This window comes from Mesorhizobium amorphae, assembly GCF_014843845.1.
Taxonomy (GTDB): domain Bacteria; phylum Pseudomonadota; class Alphaproteobacteria; order Rhizobiales; family Rhizobiaceae; genus Mesorhizobium; species Mesorhizobium amorphae_A.
In genome coordinates, this window is record NZ_JHQS01000054.1 from 22,012 (window position 1) to 40,602 (window position 18,591).

Annotated in this window: 17 protein-coding genes and 1 pseudogene; 9 read left to right on the plus strand and 9 right to left on the minus strand. The window is 64.7% G+C overall.

Features of this window, described 5'->3' with window-relative positions:
• Window positions 1-466, minus strand: a pseudogene (locus tag DH08_RS21720) (NUDIX hydrolase).
• A 260-nt stretch (window positions 467-726) separates the two neighbouring features.
• Between DH08_RS21720 and DH08_RS21725 the strand changes: the two are divergent.
• The 6 genes from DH08_RS21725 to DH08_RS21750 all read left to right on the plus strand — a co-directional run bounded on the left by DH08_RS21725 (window position 727) and on the right by DH08_RS21750 (window position 8,039).
• Window positions 727-3,531: a DUF2339 domain-containing protein gene (locus tag DH08_RS21725; protein ID WP_192181239.1), complete on the plus strand. Its 2,805-nt coding sequence runs from the start codon at window positions 727-729 to the stop codon at window positions 3,529-3,531.
• Between the two features lie 137 nt (window positions 3,532-3,668).
• Window positions 3,669-4,187 carry an RNA polymerase sigma factor gene (locus DH08_RS21730; RefSeq protein WP_192181240.1) on the plus strand — a complete coding sequence of 173 codons (519 nt, stop codon included), beginning with the start codon at window positions 3,669-3,671 and terminating at the stop codon, window positions 4,185-4,187.
• Window positions 4,184-4,975 (plus strand): anti-sigma factor family protein, encoded by a 792-nt coding sequence (locus DH08_RS21735; protein WP_192181241.1) that lies wholly within the window; start codon window positions 4,184-4,186, stop codon window positions 4,973-4,975. Before DH08_RS21730 ends, DH08_RS21735 begins: the two co-directional genes overlap by 4 nt.
• A 207-nt stretch (window positions 4,976-5,182) precedes the next feature.
• A complete protein-coding gene (locus DH08_RS21740; protein ID WP_192181242.1) occupies window positions 5,183-6,289 on the plus strand; it encodes a peptidase C39 family protein in 1,107 nt (368 codons plus the stop codon).
• Window positions 6,286-7,749: a RimK family protein gene (locus DH08_RS21745; protein WP_192181243.1), complete on the plus strand. Its 1,464-nt coding sequence runs from the start codon at window positions 6,286-6,288 to the stop codon at window positions 7,747-7,749. The genes DH08_RS21740 and DH08_RS21745 overlap by 4 nt, the downstream gene beginning before the upstream one ends.
• A gap of 17 nt (window positions 7,750-7,766) precedes the next feature.
• The gene (locus DH08_RS21750) at window positions 7,767-8,039 is read left to right on the plus strand and encodes a DUF3303 domain-containing protein (RefSeq protein WP_006202246.1); all 273 of its coding nucleotides are present in this window, start codon (window positions 7,767-7,769) and stop codon (window positions 8,037-8,039) included.
• Between the two features lie 34 nt (window positions 8,040-8,073).
• Here DH08_RS21750 and DH08_RS21755 read toward each other — a convergent pair whose 3' ends face one another.
• Window positions 8,074-9,003 carry a LysR substrate-binding domain-containing protein gene (locus DH08_RS21755; protein ID WP_192181244.1) on the minus strand — a complete coding sequence of 310 codons (930 nt, stop codon included), beginning with the start codon at window positions 9,001-9,003 and terminating at the stop codon, window positions 8,074-8,076.
• 111 nt (window positions 9,004-9,114) lie between these two features.
• Between DH08_RS21755 and DH08_RS21760 the strand changes: the two genes are divergently transcribed.
• Window positions 9,115-10,005, plus strand: coding sequence for a fatty acid desaturase family protein (locus DH08_RS21760; RefSeq protein WP_192181245.1), 891 nt, complete (start codon window positions 9,115-9,117; stop codon window positions 10,003-10,005).
• 8 nt (window positions 10,006-10,013) lie between these two features.
• On the opposite strand, the gene DH08_RS21765 is transcribed toward DH08_RS21760, so the two are convergent.
• The 3 genes from DH08_RS21765 to ygfZ form a co-directional block, all read right to left on the minus strand.
• Entirely contained in the window at window positions 10,014-12,155 is a 2,142-nt protein-coding gene (locus DH08_RS21765) for a putative bifunctional diguanylate cyclase/phosphodiesterase (protein WP_192181246.1), read from the minus strand.
• Between the two features lie 65 nt (window positions 12,156-12,220).
• On the minus strand, window positions 12,221-12,859 hold the full coding sequence (locus tag DH08_RS21770; protein WP_192181247.1) for an HD domain-containing protein: 639 nt from the start codon (window positions 12,857-12,859) through the stop codon (window positions 12,221-12,223).
• On the minus strand, window positions 12,859-13,719 hold the full coding sequence (ygfZ, locus tag DH08_RS21775; protein ID WP_192181248.1) for a CAF17-like 4Fe-4S cluster assembly/insertion protein YgfZ: 861 nt from the start codon (window positions 13,717-13,719) through the stop codon (window positions 12,859-12,861). Before ygfZ ends, DH08_RS21770 begins: the two co-directional genes overlap by 1 nt.
• Window positions 13,720-13,801: 82 nt before the next feature.
• On the opposite strand from ygfZ, the gene DH08_RS21780 reads away from it, so the two are divergent.
• The gene (locus DH08_RS21780) at window positions 13,802-15,133 is read left to right on the plus strand and encodes a dihydroorotase (RefSeq protein WP_192181249.1); all 1,332 of its coding nucleotides are present in this window, start codon (window positions 13,802-13,804) and stop codon (window positions 15,131-15,133) included.
• A gap of 31 nt (window positions 15,134-15,164) precedes the next feature.
• Here the strand turns inward: DH08_RS21780 and DH08_RS21785 are convergent, their stop codons facing one another.
• The 4 genes from DH08_RS21785 to DH08_RS21800 all read right to left on the minus strand — a co-directional run bounded on the left by DH08_RS21785 (window position 15,165) and on the right by DH08_RS21800 (window position 17,663).
• Window positions 15,165-15,968 carry a hypothetical protein gene (locus DH08_RS21785; protein WP_192181250.1) on the minus strand — a complete coding sequence of 268 codons (804 nt, stop codon included), beginning with the start codon at window positions 15,966-15,968 and terminating at the stop codon, window positions 15,165-15,167.
• A gap of 235 nt (window positions 15,969-16,203) precedes the next feature.
• Window positions 16,204-16,461 (minus strand): hypothetical protein, encoded by a 258-nt coding sequence (locus DH08_RS21790; protein WP_192181251.1) that lies wholly within the window; start codon window positions 16,459-16,461, stop codon window positions 16,204-16,206.
• A 353-nt stretch (window positions 16,462-16,814) separates the two neighbouring features.
• Complete coding sequence (locus tag DH08_RS21795) at window positions 16,815-17,186, minus strand: TIGR02301 family protein (protein ID WP_192181252.1); 372 nt, start codon at window positions 17,184-17,186, stop codon at window positions 16,815-16,817.
• Between the two features lie 42 nt (window positions 17,187-17,228).
• Complete coding sequence (locus DH08_RS21800) at window positions 17,229-17,663, minus strand: NUDIX hydrolase (protein WP_192181253.1); 435 nt, start codon at window positions 17,661-17,663, stop codon at window positions 17,229-17,231.
• 112 nt (window positions 17,664-17,775) lie between these two features.
• On the opposite strand from DH08_RS21800, the gene DH08_RS21805 reads away from it, so the two are divergent.
• Window positions 17,776-18,552, plus strand: coding sequence for an SOS response-associated peptidase (locus tag DH08_RS21805; RefSeq protein WP_192181254.1), 777 nt, complete (start codon window positions 17,776-17,778; stop codon window positions 18,550-18,552).
• Window positions 18,553-18,591 lie beyond the last annotated feature (39 nt).

Sequence of the window (18,591 nt, forward strand, 5' to 3'; positions counted from 1 at the left end):
CTATCCGTCTTTCCGCCGCTCCATGAAATCGTCAAGGATGGCGCGCTGACCTCTCAGGATCTTGAGGCCCGGCCTCAGGCAACGAAAACCAGCCGGCCCTGTCTACTTCGGGAAACTCCTTTATCGAGCCCGACCTTGGCGGCCACTCCATCGTGAACATGTTGCTCCTGATAGCGTCTGCGTCGACATCCGCTTCGACGCTCCATGCGATCACGATCTTGCCGCCCGGTTGACGATAGCTGCCGACAGGCTCGAAATGCCCATCGATCGCGACGCCGAGTTCCTCTTCGGCCTCGCGTTGTGCGGCCGCCAGTTCACTTTCGTTCTCGCCGACAAGCCCCTTGGGAATGGACCACGCGCCGTCATCCTTTCTTGCCCAGAACGGGCCGCCGGGATGGACCAGCAGAAACTCGAGAATGCCGGCGTTTCTCCTGTGGATCAGCAGGCCTGCACTTCGATTCGGCATCGACAATCCCCATCGCTTTTGCCGCGAGCAGCCGAGGATACCACGAGTATTTGGCAGCTGGCGGCGGGCAACCTCGTTATCAGCCATCCCCGGCTTTTTCGACGCGACGGCGAGGGATAACGGCTGCAAGCCGCTGGCATTTGCCAACGAAACATGCTCGATCTTTCCTGCCACCCATCTGGCAATGCGTTGAGCCTAGGGACCGGCCGTCTGGCCGCCGCATTTGTCAATGACAACTGGCCTGGTTTGGGGGAGCCGCCATGTTTGAGAGCCTGATCGGCCTTGCCGCCATCATCGCCCTGTTCGTCATCATTTCGCGCCAGCAAAGCCGCATCGGCCTGATCGAACGCGAACTCGGCGCGCTGCGCAGCCTCGTGCTTTCGGGCTCCATGCCAGCAGCCAAACCCGCCGAACAGGCGGTGACCGACGGCAAGCTCGCAGATGCTGCCCCGGAAGCAACTGCGGCTGCCGATCTTGCGGCGCCACCGGCGAGCGACGCTGTCTCAGCAGCAATGGCCGCCGCCCCTGGTGAGACCACCAGCAGCGAGGTGGTGTCCGGCCCGTGGACCGCGGGCGAGACTCCGCCAGAAACGGCAGCGCCGGCCGCAGCCGAACCCGCCGAGGTGGCCAAGCCGGCGGCGAAGGCCGCGCGCCAGTCCGACGTCGAGACAGCGCTCGGCACCCGCTGGGCGGTCTGGGTCGGTGGTATCGCGCTGGCATTGGGCGGGCTGTTCCTGATCCGCTACACAATCGAGGCCGGCATTTTCGGCCCCGGCGTGCGGCTCACCATGGCCGCGCTCCTCGGCCTGGTCCTGGTCGTCGGTGGCGAATTCATCCGCCGCACCGGCTTCAAGGTGCCGGTGCAGGGCGCTGCCGGCGCCTATATCCCGGCAATCCTGACGGCCGCCGGCGCCTTCATCCTGTTCGGCACCGTCTATGCCGCGCATGGCATTTACGGCTTCATCGGCCCCACGCTCGCCTTCACCTTGCTCGGCGTCATCGGCGTGGCAACGATCGCCGCCGCACTGGTTCACGGCCAGGCGCTGGCCGGCATCGGCCTTGTCGGCGCCATGGTGACGCCGGCGCTTGTCGCCGCCGAGGCGCCCAATCCCTGGGCGCTGTTCGGCTATCTGGCGATCGTGCTCGCCGCCACCGGCGTCATCGCCCGCATGCGCGACTGGAAGTTGCTGATGGCCGCGGCCTTCGCCGGCACCGGCATCTGGACCATCCTCTACATGACCGACGCGCCCGGCGTGAACCTCTCCACCATCCTGTTCATCAATGCCGTCACGCTTGCCGTGCTCGCCTTTGTCTGGCTCGGCGGTCGTGGCGAGGAAGAACCCGTAAGCCGGTTCGACTGGCCGTCCATCGCGCCGGCTTTCTTCGTTGCCTTTTCGGCACTGGGCCTGTCCGTCGATCCGGACTTCGCCGCCGCCGGCTATGCCTTGCCGGGCGCGGTCCTGCTCGCCGCCATGCTGGCCGTCGCACTTTATCGGCCAAGCGCGTTGCCGCTTCTCCATGCCGCCGGGCTGGTCACCGTGATGATCTATCTCGGCATCATCCCGCCGACCTCCATCGGCTCCGATATCGTCGGCGGCAGCCTCGGCGTCGATGGCCAGCCGGCGGTGGTGTCCGATGCCTTGACGCGCAACATCGGTGTCGGGCTTGGCCTGCTGTTCATCGCCGTCGGCTTCTGGGCCGCGCGTCGATGGGCGGCCTCGACGCCGATCCACGCCGCGTCCTGGGCGGCATGGGGCGTCATCGCCCCGCTGGTCGTCCTGCTGGCGCTCTGGTTGACCTTCGGCAATCTCGATCGCGATCTTCTCTACGCTGCGGTTGCTGCGCTTCTGGTCGTGGTCTTCGCTGCCGGCGGCGAGTGGATTGCGCGCGCCGAAGAGCCGCCGCTCAAGGGCGGCGCTTCCGTGTCTTTCGCGCTTGGCGGCGCGGCGGTCGCCGGCCTGCTGATGCTGCATATGGCTTTCGGCTCCGGCTGGACCACCGTCCTCATCGGCGCCGCGGCCATCGTGCCGGCGCTGGCGACGCGCTGGCGGTCCTATCCGGTGCTCGGCTGGATCTCGGTCGCCGCGGCCGTCGCCGTGCTCAGCCGCGTCGCCTACGACCCGACGATCGTCGGCGCCGGCTTGCTGTCGACGACGCCGGTCTTCAACTGGCTGCTGCTTGGATATGGCGTGCCGGCGCTGGCCTTCGGCTTTGCCGCCTGGCAGCTTGCCCGCACCACCAATGGCCGGCCGCGGCTCGCCATGGAAGCAGCGGCGGCGCTGTTTGCGCTGCTTACGCTCGCCATGCTGGTGCGCCACGCCATGCATGGCGGCGTCATCGACACGGGTGCGATGACGCTCGCCGAACAGGCGATCTACACGCTGATCGCCATCGGCGCCGGCGCCATCCTGGTCGCCATCGACATGCGCTCGCCAAGCTCGGTGCTGCGCTATGGGTCGATGGCCGCCGGTGTGGGTTCGGTCGCCTTCATCGTTATCCGGCATTTCGTGATGCTGAATCCGCTGTTATCAGACGAATCGACAGGCCAGATCCCGGTGTTCAATCTGTTGTTCCTCGCCTATCTCCTGCCGGCGGTCGCCGCCGGGGGATTGGCGCTCTACGCCAGGGACAAGCGGCCGAAATGGTATGCGCAGATGCTGGCCGTGGTGGCGGCCGTGCTTGCTCTGGCCTACGCCACGCTGTCGGTCAGGCGGCTGTTCAAGGGCGAGTTCATTGGCCTGTGGAGCGGGCTCGGCCAGCTCGAGACCTACACCTACTCGGCACTCTGGCTGATCATCGGCGTGGCGCTGCTCACCGCCGGCGTGTGGCTGAAGTCGCAGGTGCTGCGCATTGCCTCGGCGGCGCTGATTGCGATTGCCGTGCTGAAGGTCTTCCTCTTCGACATGTCGGAGCTGGAAGGGGTGTTGCGCGCGCTGTCCTTCATCGGCCTAGGTGCTGTGCTGATCGGCATCGGCCTGTTCTACCAGCGGCTGCTGACGAGGGCTGCAAAGGACGCGGACAAAGACAAGCAGGAACAGGCAGATTCCAATCCCGTCCGGGAATAAACCGCTGGATACCAACGTTATTCCTTTGCTTGGGTGACTGGAGCGCCGACCGCTTCGCGCTGGCCGCTTGCGCCGCGCCGTGAAGGCGCGTTCAATTGCGATGAAATAAAATAGAGGCGACCTCGAAAACAGCGGTCATGAACGAGAAGAAGGCAGCGATCCTTGGCGAAATACCGCGTCTGCGCCGCTACGCACGTTCGCTGCTGCGCGACCGCGATTCCGCCGACGATCTCGTCCAGGACTGCCTGGAGCGCGCGTTGGTCAGGCTCGACAACTGGCAGACGGGAGAGAGCCCCAGGAGGTGGCTGTTTACGATCATGCATCATTTGTTCATCGACCAGATGCGCAAGGTGAACCGCCGCGGCGAGGCGCAGATGCTGCCGCTCGAGGCCGGTGAGGCGCAGGCCGCCCCCGCCGAGCAGGTCGAAAGCATTGCCTCGCGCGAGATCATCGACGCGTTGCAGGCGATCAGCCCCGACCGCCGCGCCGCGCTGGTGATGGTCGCCATCGAAGGCTTTTCCTATGCAGAGGCCGCCAACATCCTCGGTGTGCCGGCCGGCACGCTGATGTCGCGCATCGCGCGCGGCCGCGAAGAGTTGCGCGGTCTGCTCGACGACAGCGCGCGCCGCCGCTCGATAAGGGTTGTCGAGAAATGACCCGGCGCGATTTCTCCGAACGCGATATCCACATGGCCCTCGACGGTGAGCTGCCGGGCGAGGAGCGCATGGCCTACGACAGCTGGCTCGAGACCAATCCCGAGATGAAGGCGAAAAGCGTCCGCTACATCGCCGACCGGGCGGCGCTGCGTGCCGCCTTTGCCGGCGTGATGGACGAGCCGGTGCCGGCAAGGCTGAGGCAAGCGTTGCTCGGCGAAGCGACGGTGAGGGCAGCCGCCTGGCGCTCGCGCTGGTGGCTTTCGGCGGCCGCGGCTGTGGTACTGGTGGCCGGCGGGCTCGCCGGTTATGTCGCTGGCATTGACGGTATCGGCAGGGGAGACGGCGCTGACGATCAGCTCGCGGAGCAGGCGATCGCCGCGCATGTCATTTATGCCGCCGAGAAGCGCCATGCGGTGGAGGTGCCGGCCAGCGACAAGGATCATCTGCAGACCTGGCTGTCCAACCGCGTCGGCCTGAAACTGGTGGCGCCCGATCTGGCGGCCGAAGGCTTCCAGCTCGTCGGCGGCCGGCTGCTGCCCGCCGGCCATGGCAAGGCGGCGATGCTGCTCTACGAGGACGCCAAGGGCGAACGCATCTCGCTGTTCGTCACCGCCGAATCGGCCGACAAGGCCAAGGGCACCTATATGGCTGAGAAGGACGGCCCAGAGGCCGTCTACTGGCTGGACAAGGGCTATGGCTGCGCCGTTGTCGGCTCGCTGCCGCGCGAGCGACTGGCCGCGGTGGCCAAGAGCGCCTATGGCCAGCTTCTGGCCGGTCTGGCGAGCTGAACCGGCTGCTGCTTTCCGCGGCCGGCGCCCTCTGGAAGCGGCGGCTCTTTCAGCGCCTCCGTGTTGCTGGACCACTATGCAACCTGTCACAATTCGGCCCTAATCGGGGTGCGAAAGCGCTTGATCAATACCGGCGCATCGGCTGGTATGACCGATGTTTCGATCAGGGCCGTTTCCACAACCCAATCAAGGTTTTCTGAGCCCCGCATGCCTGCCGAGATTCGCAAGGCCCGCGCGTCCGACGTCGATGACCTCGCCGCCATCGAGAAGGCTGTTTTCGCGAGCGATCGCATCTCGCGACGTTCCTTCCGACAGCTGATCGAGCGCGAGACCGCCGAGATGCTGGTCGCCGAAAGCGATAGCCGCATTGCTGGCTATGCGGTGGTGCTGTTTCGCAAGGGCAGCGGTGTCGCCCGGCTCTATTCCATCGCCATCGGCCCCTACTTCGGCGGCCTCGGCATTGGCCGCCAACTGCTGGCGGCGGCCGAAGAAGCGGCCTTCGAGCACGACCGCATGTTGCTGCGCCTCGAAGTGCGCGAGGACAATCTTCGCGCCATCCGCATCTACGAGCAGGGCGGCTACCGCAAGATCGGCCGCGAGCTGGGCTACTACGAGGACGGCGCCACGGCGCTGCGCTACGAAAAGACCTTGCGCGGCGAGATCCCGGTAGCCACCATCGTGCCATTCTACCAGCAGACCTGCGAGTTCACCTGTGGCCCGTGCTGCCTGATGATGGCGATGGCCAATTTCGATGCGGCCTTCGTGCCCGACCCGGTTATGGAGATACGCCTGTGGCGCGAGGCGACGACCGTGTTCATGATGTCGGGGCCGGGCGGCTGCGAACCGTTCGGCCTCGCCGTCTCCGGCTATGAAAGCGGGCTTGCGGCGGAGATCTACGTTTCCTTCTACGGCGCGCTGTTCCTGCAGTCGGTGCGCAGCGAGGACAAGCGTCGCGTCATGGAGCTTGCCCAGGTCGACTTTCGCCGCCGCGCGGAACAATACGGCATCCCGGTGAATTACCGTCCATTCGCCCTCGACGATGTCCGCAGCGCGATCGCCGAGGGAAAGCTGGTGCTGGTGCTGATCAGCGGCTTTCTGATGTTCGGCAAGAAGGTGCCGCACTGGGTGCTGGCCATCGGCGACGACGGCGACCATATCCTGATCCACGATCCCTGGGTCGAGGACGAACGGCAGGAGACCATCCTTGATGCGGCCAACATTCCCGTGCCCTACGGCATCTTCATGAACATGGCGCAGTTCGGCCGCGACGGACTGCGTGCCGCCATCACTCTGGGGAAGCGCGACACACAATGACCTGGGTCATACTAACAGGCAGGCAGAACGACCTCGACCAGGTGGCGACGCCGCACAAGATCATCACCAACCGTGATTATCTTGCGCATCCGGCGCTGTTTCGCGGCCAGCGGCCGAAGGTGATCAACCTGTCGAACAATTACGGCTACCAGAGCCGCGGCTACTATGCCTCGCTGCTCGCTGGTTCGCGCGGCCACAAGGTCATCCCGACGGTCGAGACGATGATCGACCTGTCGGAGCGCAAGCTCTACGAGCACGCGCTGCCGGAGCTGGAGCTGGCGCTGAACAAATGCCGCAAGGATCTCGGCGGCGCTTTCCCGCAAAAGGTCTGCATCTTCTTCGGCATCGGCCCGTCGAAAGTATGGGACCGTTTCGCCAAGCTCCTGTTCGACTGGTTCCGCGCGCCGGCGCTGGAGGTCCACATCAAGGACAGCGCCGAATGGGCCTCGATCCGCAAGATCGGCTTTCTTCCGCTGGCCAGGATGACCGAGGACGAAGAGACCTTCTTCCTGCAGTGCCTGGAGACCTACACCAACCGCGAATGGCGCGACACCAAGGGCCGCACGCCGGCGCGTTATACGTTCGCGACGCTGGTCGATCCGCATGAGGAACTGCCGCCGTCGGAGATTTCCTCGCTGCGCTATTGGGCCAGGATCGCCGAAAAGATGGGCGTCGAAATCGAGCCGATCACCAAAAAGGATCTGGCCAGGCTCGCCAATTACGACGCGCTGTTCCTCCGCGAGACCACTTCGATCTCCAACCACACCTACCGCTTCGCCCGCCGCGCGCAGCAGGAAGGTATGCCCGTCATCGACGATCCGCTGTCGATGATCCGCTGCACCAACAAGGTCTATCTCAACGAGCTGATGACCTACAACAAAGTGCCGGTGCCGCCGACGGTGATGATTGCCGGCACCTCCGATCTCGAAGTGGCGGCGCAGACGCTGGGCTTCCCGCTGGTGCTGAAGATCCCGGATTCTTCGTTCTCGCGCGGCGTCAAGAAATGCGAGAATCTGGAAGAGTTGAAACAGCTCGCCACCGAGTGGCTGGAGGATTCCGATCTCCTGATCGCCCAAAAGTTCATTCCGACCGAGTATGACTGGCGCGTCGGCGTGCTCGGCGGTCAGCCTTTGTTTGCCGTCCACTATCTGATGGCCAAGAAGCACTGGCAGATCGTCAACCACAAGGCCAATGGCAAGCCCGACCAGGGCGGCATCAAGACCTTCACGCTGAAGGAGACGCCGTCGCATGTCGTCGAGACGGCGGTCAAGGCGGCGCGCTGCATCGGCGACGGCCTTTATGGCGTCGACCTCAAGGAGACCAAGGACGGCGTCTTCGTCATCGAGGTCAACGACAACCCCAATCTCGACCATGGCTGGGAGGATTCCGGCGAGAAGGACGAGGTCTGGGTGCGGCTGACACAATGGTTCCTGGAACGGCTCGACCGACCAGGGCGGTAATTCAACCGAGGGAAAAGATGCAGTTCATCGTCATCGAGGATTTTACCGGTTGCGATCGCAAGGAGATCTACCGCCGCTTTCGCGACCGGGGCCGCCTGAAGCCGGATGAGCTTGTCGTGCACCATAGCTGGATCGCAGCGGATATGAGCCGATGCTTCCTGCTGGTGGAGGCCGATGACGTCACCCTCCTGCAGCGCTGGGTCATCGAATGGGCGGATCTGGTGGAGTTCGAGATCGTTCCGGTGGCGACGAACAAGGACATGACAGAGGCATTGAGCGGGCACCTCTGACCGGGCGGGAAATCTTCGGCCTCCGCCATCTGAATTAAGGATTTGTCCCCAGTGCCGGCGATCGCACCGAACGCAGGCACTCTTCGGTCAGCCATGTCCTGAACGCCGCCACCACCTCGCGCCGGATGCTTCGCTGCGGGATCGTCAGGCAATAGGGCTGGCTGAGCGCGAGCGCGCGTGCGATGGGCCTGACCAGCCGGCCGTCTTCGAGCGCTTCAGCGCAGTAGACGCCTTGCGCGAGCGCGACGCCGAGGCCGGAAATGGCGAGGTCGAGCGCCGCCCGCGACGAGTTCGCCGACAGGCCGCGCTGCCCGGCCCGCCCGGATGCCATGCCTGCCGCCTCGAACCAGCTTCGCCAGGACGGAAAGGATGCGCCGGTCGGTCCCCAATCCGTATGGATCAGCGGCAGGCCGCCGAGGGTGCTTTCCGAGCTGCCAATCTCGCGCGCGATGCCAGGCGCGCAGACGGGATAGACGGCATCCCTGACGATCTCCTCGGTGACCTCGTCGCGATAGTGGGAACGCCCATATGACAGGCGGATGTCGATCAGTTCGTGGTCGAACGACACCGGATCGTCTTCGCCCCTGAGAGCGATGTCGACCGCGCCATGACCGGCGACGAACTTCGCCAGCCGCGTCGACAGCCAGCCCATCGCCATCGAAGGCGGCACCGAGACGACCAGCCGCGAGCGTAGCTCAGCACCGCCCAATTCGCGCGACACCCTGCCGATCTCCTCGAAGGCCGTCGTCAGCCTGGGCAGCATCTCGAGCCCGGCATCGGTCAGCACGGCACGGCGGTTCACGCGCAGAAACAGCTTGCGGCCCATCTGCTCCTCGACGGTGCGGATGAGCTGGCTGACCGCGGCCGCCGAAACCGAAAGCTCCTCGGCCGCCGCGGCAAAGCTGCCGGAGCGCGCCGCCGCCTCGAAAGCCTGCAATCCGCGCAAGGATGGAAGTGCGACCATATCCACCAACAGATAAGTTAAGCTTATCTATCTGGCAGAAATCCTCGTTTTGCGAAAGCTATTTTGTCGATTAGGGTATCTTTGAGCAGCAAGCATTGGAACGGAACACTAATGGACCATCGCGACGTGATCGCATCATTGACGCAGCAGCAGCGCGACCGGCTGACCGCCAAGTCGGACCGCCTCGGACTGGTTCAGCTCGCTGCGCATTGGGGAGCGATCGTCTTCCTCGGTGCGCTGATCGCCGCGAAAGTGCCGTTCTGGCCGCTGCTGATGCTGCCGCAGGGCATATTGATCGTGTTCCTGTTCACGCTGCTGCACGAGACAATCCATCGCACCGCCTTCGAGACGCAGCGGCTGAACGATCTGGTGGCGCGCGCCGCCAGCCTGGCGATCGCGCTGCCGGCCGACTGGTTCCGCTATTTCCACTTCGCGCACCATCGTTTCACCCAGGATCCCGAGAACGACCCGGAACTCGCCTTTCCCAAACCGGAAACCTGGCGGCAGTACATTGTCCACGTCTCCGGCATTCCGGTTTGGTGGGGGCATGTCAAGACGCTCTACCTCAACGCCACCGGCCAGTGCAGCGGCAGCTACGTGCCGCCGAAGGGCCACCCCAAGGTGCGCGCCGAGGCCCGCGCCATGGTCGCCTTCTATGCCGTCCTGCTCGTGCTGGCACTATGGTTCAAGGCGACGGTGCTGCTCTACGTCTGGATCGTGCCGGCGCTGCTCGGACAGCCGTTCCTGCGTCTCTATCTGCTCGCCGAACATGGCCGCTGCCCGCTGGTCGCCAACATGCTGGAGAACACCAGGACGACGCTCACCAACTGGTTTGTCCGCAAGCTCGCCTGGAACATGCCCTACCACGCCGAGCATCATGCCTATCCGGGGGTACCCTTCCATCAGCTGCCGCAGTTTCATGCCCTGATCGAGCGCCACCTCAAGGAGGTCGAGAACGGCTATGTCAGCTTCCACGAAAAATACGTCGAGACGCTGCGCTGACGGCGGCCTCACCCGGACTGGCGCAGCGCCGTCCCCGATCTCAGCAGCCGATTGATGTCCGCAGCCTTCGACGGCACGCCGATCAAATAGCCTTGCGCCTCGACGCAGCCTGCCTCGCGCAGCATGTCGAGCTGCGCTTCGGTTTCGACACCTTCGGCGGTGACCGTGATGCCGAGCTGCGCGCCAAGCCCGATGACCGCGCGCACGATCGCCGCCGTGTCGCGATTGTCGATGTCCCGGATGAAAGAACGGTCGATCTTGATCTTGTCGACGGGAAAACGCCTGAGATAGCCAAGCGACGAATAGCCTGTACCGAAATCGTCGAGCGCGATGCGGACGCCGAGGTCGCGCAATTGGCTGAGCGTCTTCAGCACCGTGTCGCTCTCGTCCATCAGCACGGTTTCGGTGATTTCCAGCTCGAGCCGGTCAGCCGGCACGCCGGAAAACGCCAGTGCCGAAATCACGCTGCGGGCGAAGGTGCCGCTTTTGAGCTGCACCGCCGAGACATTGACCGCAATGCGCATCGCATGCGGCCAGCCGGCGGCCGCCGTGCAGGCTTTTCTCAGCGCCCAGTCACCCAGTTGCACGATCAATCCGGTTTCTTCGGCGGCCGGGATGAAATCGTCGGGCGCTACCAGGCCGCGTGCCGGCGAACGCCAGCGCATCAGTGCTTCCGCGCCAACGATGTCGCCAGAGGCGATGTTCATGATCGGCTGGAAATCGAGCTCGAATTCGCGCCGCGGCAGCGCCGCCTGGAGGTCGGTTTCGAGCACCTGGCGCTCCCGCACCATGGCGTCCATGCCGGGCTCGAAGAAACGGTGGACGTTGCGGCCTTCGCTCTTGCCCCGATAGAGCGCCATGTCGGCATTCTTGAGCAGCGTGTCGGCGTCCTTGCCGTCGTCCGGGTAGAGCGCGATGCCCAGGCTGATGCCGACATGCATGTCGCGGCTCTTGTCGCGATAGGGCTTGCCGATGACCTCGACGACGCGCCTGGCCAGGCGTTCGGCGTCGGCCGCGCCTTTGACGTTGAACTGGATGATGGCGAACTCGTCACCGCCGAAGCGGGCGACCACATCCGTCTCGTTGCGCAGGCAGCGCAGCAGACGCTCGGCCACGCATTTCAGCAGCCAGTCGCCGGCAGGGTGCCCAAACGTGTCGTTGACGGCCTTGAAGCGATCGAGGTCGAGCGACAAGATCGCCAGCGGCGCGACCGTCGGCTCGCTCAGGGCCTGGTCGAGGCGCTCGCGGAACATCGAGCGGTTGGGCAGGTTGGTCAGCGTGTCATGATGCGCAAGATGCGTCATGCGTTCTTCGGCGCGGCGGCGCTCGGTGATGTCGTCGAAGGTCGCCACCCAACCGCCGCCAGTCATCGGCCGGCGTGCGACCAGAAGGGTCCTGCCGTCGGCAAGGCTGCGGTGGGTTGAACGCGACTCGCCGGCCTGCAGGCAGGCCATGGTCTTCGAAATTTCCCCGTCGATGTCGATCTCGGCATAAATGCCGAGACGCACCAACTGCACGAGCAGTTCGCGATGGCTCATGCCGAGCGGGAAGTCGGCCAGCGTGACATGATAGAGATCCAGAAAACGCTCATTGCGCACGATCAGCCTGCCATCGGCATCATACATCAACAGGCCTTGCGACATGTTGGCTAGAGCTGCGTCGAAGCGGCGGTGCTGTTCCTTCAGCTCCTGCTCGGCGCGCCGCTGTTCGGTGATGTCCTCGTAGATCGACACCCAGCCGCCGGACGCCAGCGGCCGGTGCGAGATGTTGATGATGCGCCCGTCCGACAGCGCCTCCTCGTAGGTCGAGGCCCTCGCCTGGTCTATATAGGGTTTGCGGATCGCATAGAGATCTTCGGCGCTGTGCGAGGCGACGCCGATGTCGACGCTGTGCTGCAGGATGTCGAAGAAGCGGATGCCGGGCCGTACGATCCCGGCGTCGAGGCAGAAGATGCCGAGATAGTTGCCGTTGCAGATGATCATCCGCTCGTCGGCATCGAACATGCACAGTCCGTGCGACATGTTCTCGACGGCCGCCGAAAAGCGCTCGTTCTGGTCGCGCAGTTCGTCTTCGATCCGCCGTGGCTGGCCGATGCTTCCGGCGCTCCGCCTGCGCGCGGGCGAACCAGCCTTGACATGTGCGACGGGCATGTAGGCGCCTGCGGACAGTGATCTGACAGGGTACTGTGGTAGTCGCCGGTTAATTTAGCGTTCGTTCAGTCAGCCGAATGCACGGTAACCATCGCCTGACGCATCGTTTCGAGCGCCGAAAACCGCTTGAGGAATGCGGCCTGCGCCCAGGTCACCGAGCGTGGCGTGAAATCGAAGCGGTCGGCGTTGAAGCCGCGCGGGCGGCCGAAAAACTCCGTCGCCTCGCGGGTGGAGAAGCCGGCAAGCAGGGTCGCCTCGTAATAGGCGACGATCTGGTCGGCGCGCTTGATCTCCTTGCGCAGGCCGGCACCGAGCTCGGCCGGCAGCGAAAAGCGCTGATGGATGGCGCGTTGCAGCCTCAGCTCGCAGTCCTTGTAGGAGCCGCCCATCACCGACTTGAACGGCGAGATCATGTCGCCGATGACATATTCCGGCGCATCGTGCAGCAGAGCCGCCAGCCGGGCGCCGGCCGAAGCTGCCGGCATCAGTTCGGTAAACAGCGCCTCGACCAGCAGCGAATGCTGGGCGACCGAAAAGGCATGCTCGCCGCTGGTCTGGCCGTTCCAGCGGGCAACGCGGGCAAGCCCGTGCGCGATGTCGGATATCTCGATGTCGAGCGGCGAGGGGTCGAGCAAGTCGAGCCGCCGTCCCGACAGCATACGCTGCCAGGCGCGTGGCGGCGCCCCGGCACGGTCGGCCGCCATCAGGCCTCCTCCGCGCCGACGGCATTCTGCGGGAAGCCGAACTTCGCCCAGGCCGGTATGGCGAGCGTCACCGCGACGTCGCCAGCCATGACCGGCTGGCCGCTGTCGAGTGCTGCCTTGACGCGGTCGATGCGGGCAATGGCGAGGCCTGCCGTACCTTCGGTCGACCCGAGCGCGCCGACCGGCCGTCCCGCGACCGTCAGCTCGGTGCCCGGGCCGGGCAGGGGAGCTTGCGCCGAGGCGATCAGCACGCGGCGCCTCGCGGTACCGCGATGCTGCATTCGCGAGACCACCTCCTGGCCGACATAGCAGCCTTTCTTGAAGCCGATGCCGCCGGTCTCGTCGAGCAGCACGTCATGTGGAAAGACATCGCCGAGCGCATAGTCGCTGCCGCTTTCGGCAATGCCGTGGGCGATGCGCAGAGCCTGCCATGCCGTGGCATCGCCACCCTCGGCCGCGCCGCCATATCCGCGCCTGACGGCAATGTCGCGGAAGCGCGTGTCGGAAACTTCGGTTGAATCAGGATGTGAAGCGATTGAATCACTTCCCCACGCGACGCTGACAAGTGCCTGATCGGCCTTGGCAATCCCCACCTTGGCGCGCAAGCGGTAGAGCATCAGCCGGCGTACGAAATCGTCGGCAACGTCGGCACGACAGTCGAGCCGCAAGGCATCCTCTCCGCAACGCGAGATCAGGAAATCGAACAGGATCTTGCCTTGCGGCGAAAGCAGCGCGCCGGGCTTGGCCTCCCCGGCAGCCAGCGCGTCGAGATCGGTGGTGAGGATGTTTTGCAAGAAATGCTCGGCGTCGGGGCCTGACACGGAAATGAGCGCGCGGTCTTTCAGCAGGGCAATGGGCATGGGGGGACAAAAGCCTGATCTTGCAAAACGGTCGGCCTTTACGTAAGCCGACGACACTCCCCCCGCAAGAGACCGGACGCCCATGGCCAGCACCTACGATCTCATCCTGACAGGCGGCACGGTGGTCAACCATGACGGCGAGGGTTTTCGCGATGTCGGCGTCAAGGACGGCCGCATCGCGGCAATAGGCGATCTCGGCCAGGCCTCCGCCGGCGAAACGATCGACTGCCGCGGCCTGCACATATTGCCCGGCGTTGTCGACAGCCAGGTGCATTTCCGCGAGCCGGGGCTGGAGCACAAGGAAGATCTGGAGACCGGCTCGCGCGCGGCGGTGCTCGGCGGCGTCACTGCCGTGTTCGAGATGCCCAACACCAACCCGCTCACCACCAGCGAGGCAGCGCTTGCCGACAAGGTGCGTCGCGCCTCAGGCCGCATGCATTGCGACTTCGCCTTCTGGGTCGGCGGCACGCGCGACAATGCCGGCGACGTGGGTGAACTCGAGCGGCTGCCGGGCGCGGCCGGAATAAAAGTGTTCATGGGCTCGTCCACCGGCGACCTTTTGGTTGAGGACGACGAGGGCGTCGCCGCGATCCTCAGCAACACGCGCCGGCGCGCGGCCTTCCATTCGGAGGACGAGTTCCGCCTGCGCGAGCGGTTGGGTGAGCGCATCGAAGGCGACCCGTCCTCGCACCCCGTCTGGCGCGACGAGATCGCCGCACTGCGCTGCACCGAGCGCCTTGTGCGCATCGCCCGCCAGGTACGCGCCCGCATCCACGTGCTGCATATCTCGACGGCGGAAGAAATCCTCTTCCTCGAACAGCACAAGGACGTCGCGACCTGCGAGGCGACGCCGCATCACCTGACGCTCGCCGCCGACGACTATGCGCGTCTTGGCACGCTGATCCAGATGAACCCGCCAGTGCGCGCCGCGCGCCACCGCGACGGCGTCTGGCACGGCATTCAGCAAGGCATCGTCGACGTGCTCGGCTCCGACCACGCTCCGCACACGCTGGCCGAAAAGGCAAAGTCCTATCCGGCCTCGCCTTCGGGCATGACCGGCGTGCAGACGCTGGTGCCGATCATGCTCGACCACGTCAATGCCGGCCGGCTGACCCTGCAGCGTTTCGTCGATCTCTCCAGCCACGGTCCGCAGCGCATCTTCGGCATGGCCAGGAAAGGCCGCATCGCCGCCGGCTACGACGCCGACCTCACCATCGTCGACCTGAAGCGCCGGGAGACCATCACCAATGCGCAGGCCGGCTCCAAGGCCGGCTGGACGCCTTATGATGGCAGAGAAGTGACCGGCTGGCCGGTTGGCACCGTCGTGCGCGGCCGCCGCGTTATGTGGGAAGGCGAGATCGTCACGCCCAGCCAGGGCAGGGCGGTGGAGTTCTCCGAAGCGCTGCAGGGCTAGGCTACCTTCCCAAGGGGGCAGGGCAAACCACTCAATCCCCGGCGACAAAGAACATCCACTGGCCGGTCGGCGTGATGCCGACGCGGTAGAAGATGTAGGCGCCGAATTGTTTCATGCCGTCAAAGTCGCCGGCGGTGACGATCTTGAACAGCTCGACGCGCTGCTTGGCGTCGAGTTTGTCGAGCGGCAGGGCAAAGAAATACGGCCAGACATAGAGCTCCTGCGGCGTGCCTGCATCGACATGGACATAGCCGGCGCTAAGCACCTCTTCCATGATGGCCAGGATCTCCTGGCCTTCGCCGTCGCCAGACAACCCCTTGAGGAAAGCGATCGGGTCGCCGTCGATGTCGCCAAGCGACAATTGCGTCATCTGATCGCCCGTGCCGATCAGCGGCCTGAGCTTCTCGATGTCGCCGCTCCGGCAGGCCTCGACGATCAGGTCGTGCATGCGCCTGACCGGCTCAGGCAGCCTGGTGAGGTCATAGACGACTTCAGGCGGCGGCGTCTCCGGGTCGGTGCGCGGGTTGGCTACGCCGCCATCGTTCGCCGGTCCTTCCGGCTCGCTTTTTTCGGGCTCGTCGGCGGGCGTCGGCTCCCTGGCTGCGGGCGGGGTCGTGCCGAGTGGATCGGGCGCCGGCACGGCGCTTCCGGGCGGGGCCATGTCGTCGTCGGCGGGTGGCGTGACGGGCGAGGGAAGCTCCTCGCGCTTGATTTCGCTCAGCGCGTGAGCCGGGCCGGTCGTGAGACAGAGCGCCAGCGGAACCGCGGCGCAGAAAGCAGCGAGCCAGATGCTGAAAACCAGGCCGCGCGGCTGGCCTGAGATCGTAAAATTCACCGCCTGTCTCTCCTTAGAGCAATTCCAGGAAAAGTGTGTAGCGGTTTTCCGTCCGGAATTGCGTAAAAACAAATACCTAGAGCGGGTCGGCGATTCGATCAAAAGCTGAACCGCTCTAGCGCCCGGCTTTTCGGGCCGTTCAAGCGCTCCGAGCCTGTCCGGATGGTCCGGGCATGATGCCCAAACGGTGCGCCGTGGTCAAAGAACCGTACGTCGTTTGAGTGACGCGTGGCGTCTAGTGTCGCAGCCGCTCCGGCTCGAAGGCGCCAGCGACCACCTTTTCACGCATGCGGTCGAGCAGGGCAAGGGCCGAGGTCTCGCCATTGGCGCGCAGCATCTCGCCGAAAGCGGTTTCCAGCGCCGCCTCCGCAATGATCTCGGGCTCGATTCCGGCCGACAACCCTTCTGCCCAGGCCTCGCTGTGGCTCTCCACGGCGGTCAGGCGCTTTTCTTCCCTGACCAACGCGTCGATGTCGTTGACGACATGTTCCATTGCAATGTCCACCCTTTTCAAGCGGCGATCCGTGGGTGCGGATCAGGCTTGGGCTGTCCCTTTCATGCGCAGGCCTCAGTAACTGTTTGTAAATACGACATTTTTTTGGTCGTGCTCTACAAAGTCCGTCGCGTTGCCAAAACCTGCCTTCGATCGCTTACAAACTTAGCCGATTAGACCGGCGAGCGGCATCAAAACCTTCAGTTTGAGTTAATTCCACATCTGCGCGCTAACGTTTCGTTAATATAGTTGCAGAAGTGCAACATCAGGATTGCACCAAGACGTCGGTGGACACAAGCAGGCAGAGGTGAAAAGCCTGTTGGTATCGAACGGGACAGCGACCCGGATGCCGGTCAGTTGCCGTAGCGCGAGGCGATGTCGCGCGTCAGCGTCTCGCCTTCCTTGGTGTAGCGGCTGATGGCTTCTATCGCCGACGCCGTGCATTGCGTGTAGGTGCCGCCGAAGGAGCGGTAGCCGCGGTTGAAGCTGGCGATGAAGCGGGCGCGCCGCTCGGGATCGGGATTTTCCGATTCGAGCAGCCTTTCCATCTCGATCCGCCACTGGTCGCCCTTCTCGCCGCATAAATTGCGCAGGAAGTGCAGCGAACCCAGAACTTCCGCCAGCCGCATCAGCCCAGGCTCGAACGGTGCCTCGGTGGCTAAAGCCGGCCGCGCAGCGGTGCTGGCGGCGAGGCATGCGGCGAGAAACAGCGAGGCACGGGTCATCAGGCTTTGTGGCCAAACAATTTGTCGCCCGCAAGACGATTCTCATGGCCGGGCGCCGGCACCCTTGCTGGCGCCGAGCAACTGTACCGCCACGGCAAACACCGCATCGGCGAGCGGCAATGCGGTCATCTCGTCGAGTGTATAGAAGGCAGCGGTCTCGGCATCGTCGCTGGCCATCGCTTCGCCGCCGGCATGGGTGGCGCCGAACACCGTCAGCAGATAGTCGACCGGGTGGTTCTCACCACTGCCGTCGATGTGGATTTCGCGCAGCGGCCGGTAGTCCTCAGCCAGCAGCCCGGTCTCTTCGAGCAATTCGCGGGCCGCCGCTTGCGCAAGCGTCTCACCGGGCTCGACCTTGCCGCCTGGAAAGGCATAAACCCCTTGCGAGGGCGGCCTTGCCCGCTTGACCAGCAACACCGTGTCGCCGCGCACGACGGCAACCGAGACTGCCGTAAGTGTCTTTCGCCTCTCGTCCATCAATCCTCGATCTGCAGCCCTTGTGGACCCGCAGCAAGCAAACAGCTTTAGCGGTTGCGCAACGCCGGTTCCATCGCCACCTTCGCGTCTGATCGATTCAACGGACTTGCCAATGTGCGGGCGCTTTGCCTTGACAGCGACGCCGGATCAGACCGCCGGTCTTCTCGGCTTGGCGGAACTGGAAGATTTTCCGGCGCGTTACAACATCGCTCCGACGCAGCCCGTGATGATGGTGCTCGCCGGTCCGCCGCGGATGCCAGGCTCGAACCTGCCCGACCGGCAACCGATTCTGGTGCGCTGGGGGCTGATCCCGGCCTGGGTCAAGGACACCAGGGAGTTCCCATTGCTGTTCAACGCTCGCTCGGAAGGGGCGGTGGAAAAGGCCTCGTTCAAGGCCGCCATGCGCCATCGCCGCGCTCTGGTGCCGGCTTCGGGCTTTTACGAGTGGCGGCAAGCCGGAGATAAGGGGGCCGCCGGCAAGAAAGGCCAGCCCTACTGGATCCGGCCGAAGCATTGCGGGCTCGTCGCCTTTGCCGGGCTGGTCGAGACCTATGCCGAGCCGGGCGGCTCGGAGATGGACACCGGCGCCATCCTCACCGTGCATGCCAATGCCGACATTGCTCATATCCACGACCGCATGCCGGTGGTCATCGCGCGTGAGGATTTCGACCGCTGGCTGGACTGCCGCACCCAGGAGCCACGCGACGTGGCCGACCTCTTGCGGCCCGTACAGCCCGATTTCTTCGAAGCGATTCCTGTTTCCGACCTCGTCAACAAGGTCGCCAACACCGGACCGGAGGTTCAGGAGCGGGGCGTCATCGGACCGGAGCCCGAGAGGGTCAGGCGCCAGAAGCCTGGCGCGGACGAAAGTCAGATGACCCTATTTTGAAGCCGTTGCTTTCGGGCGCGCTTCGACGCCTCTGTTGCC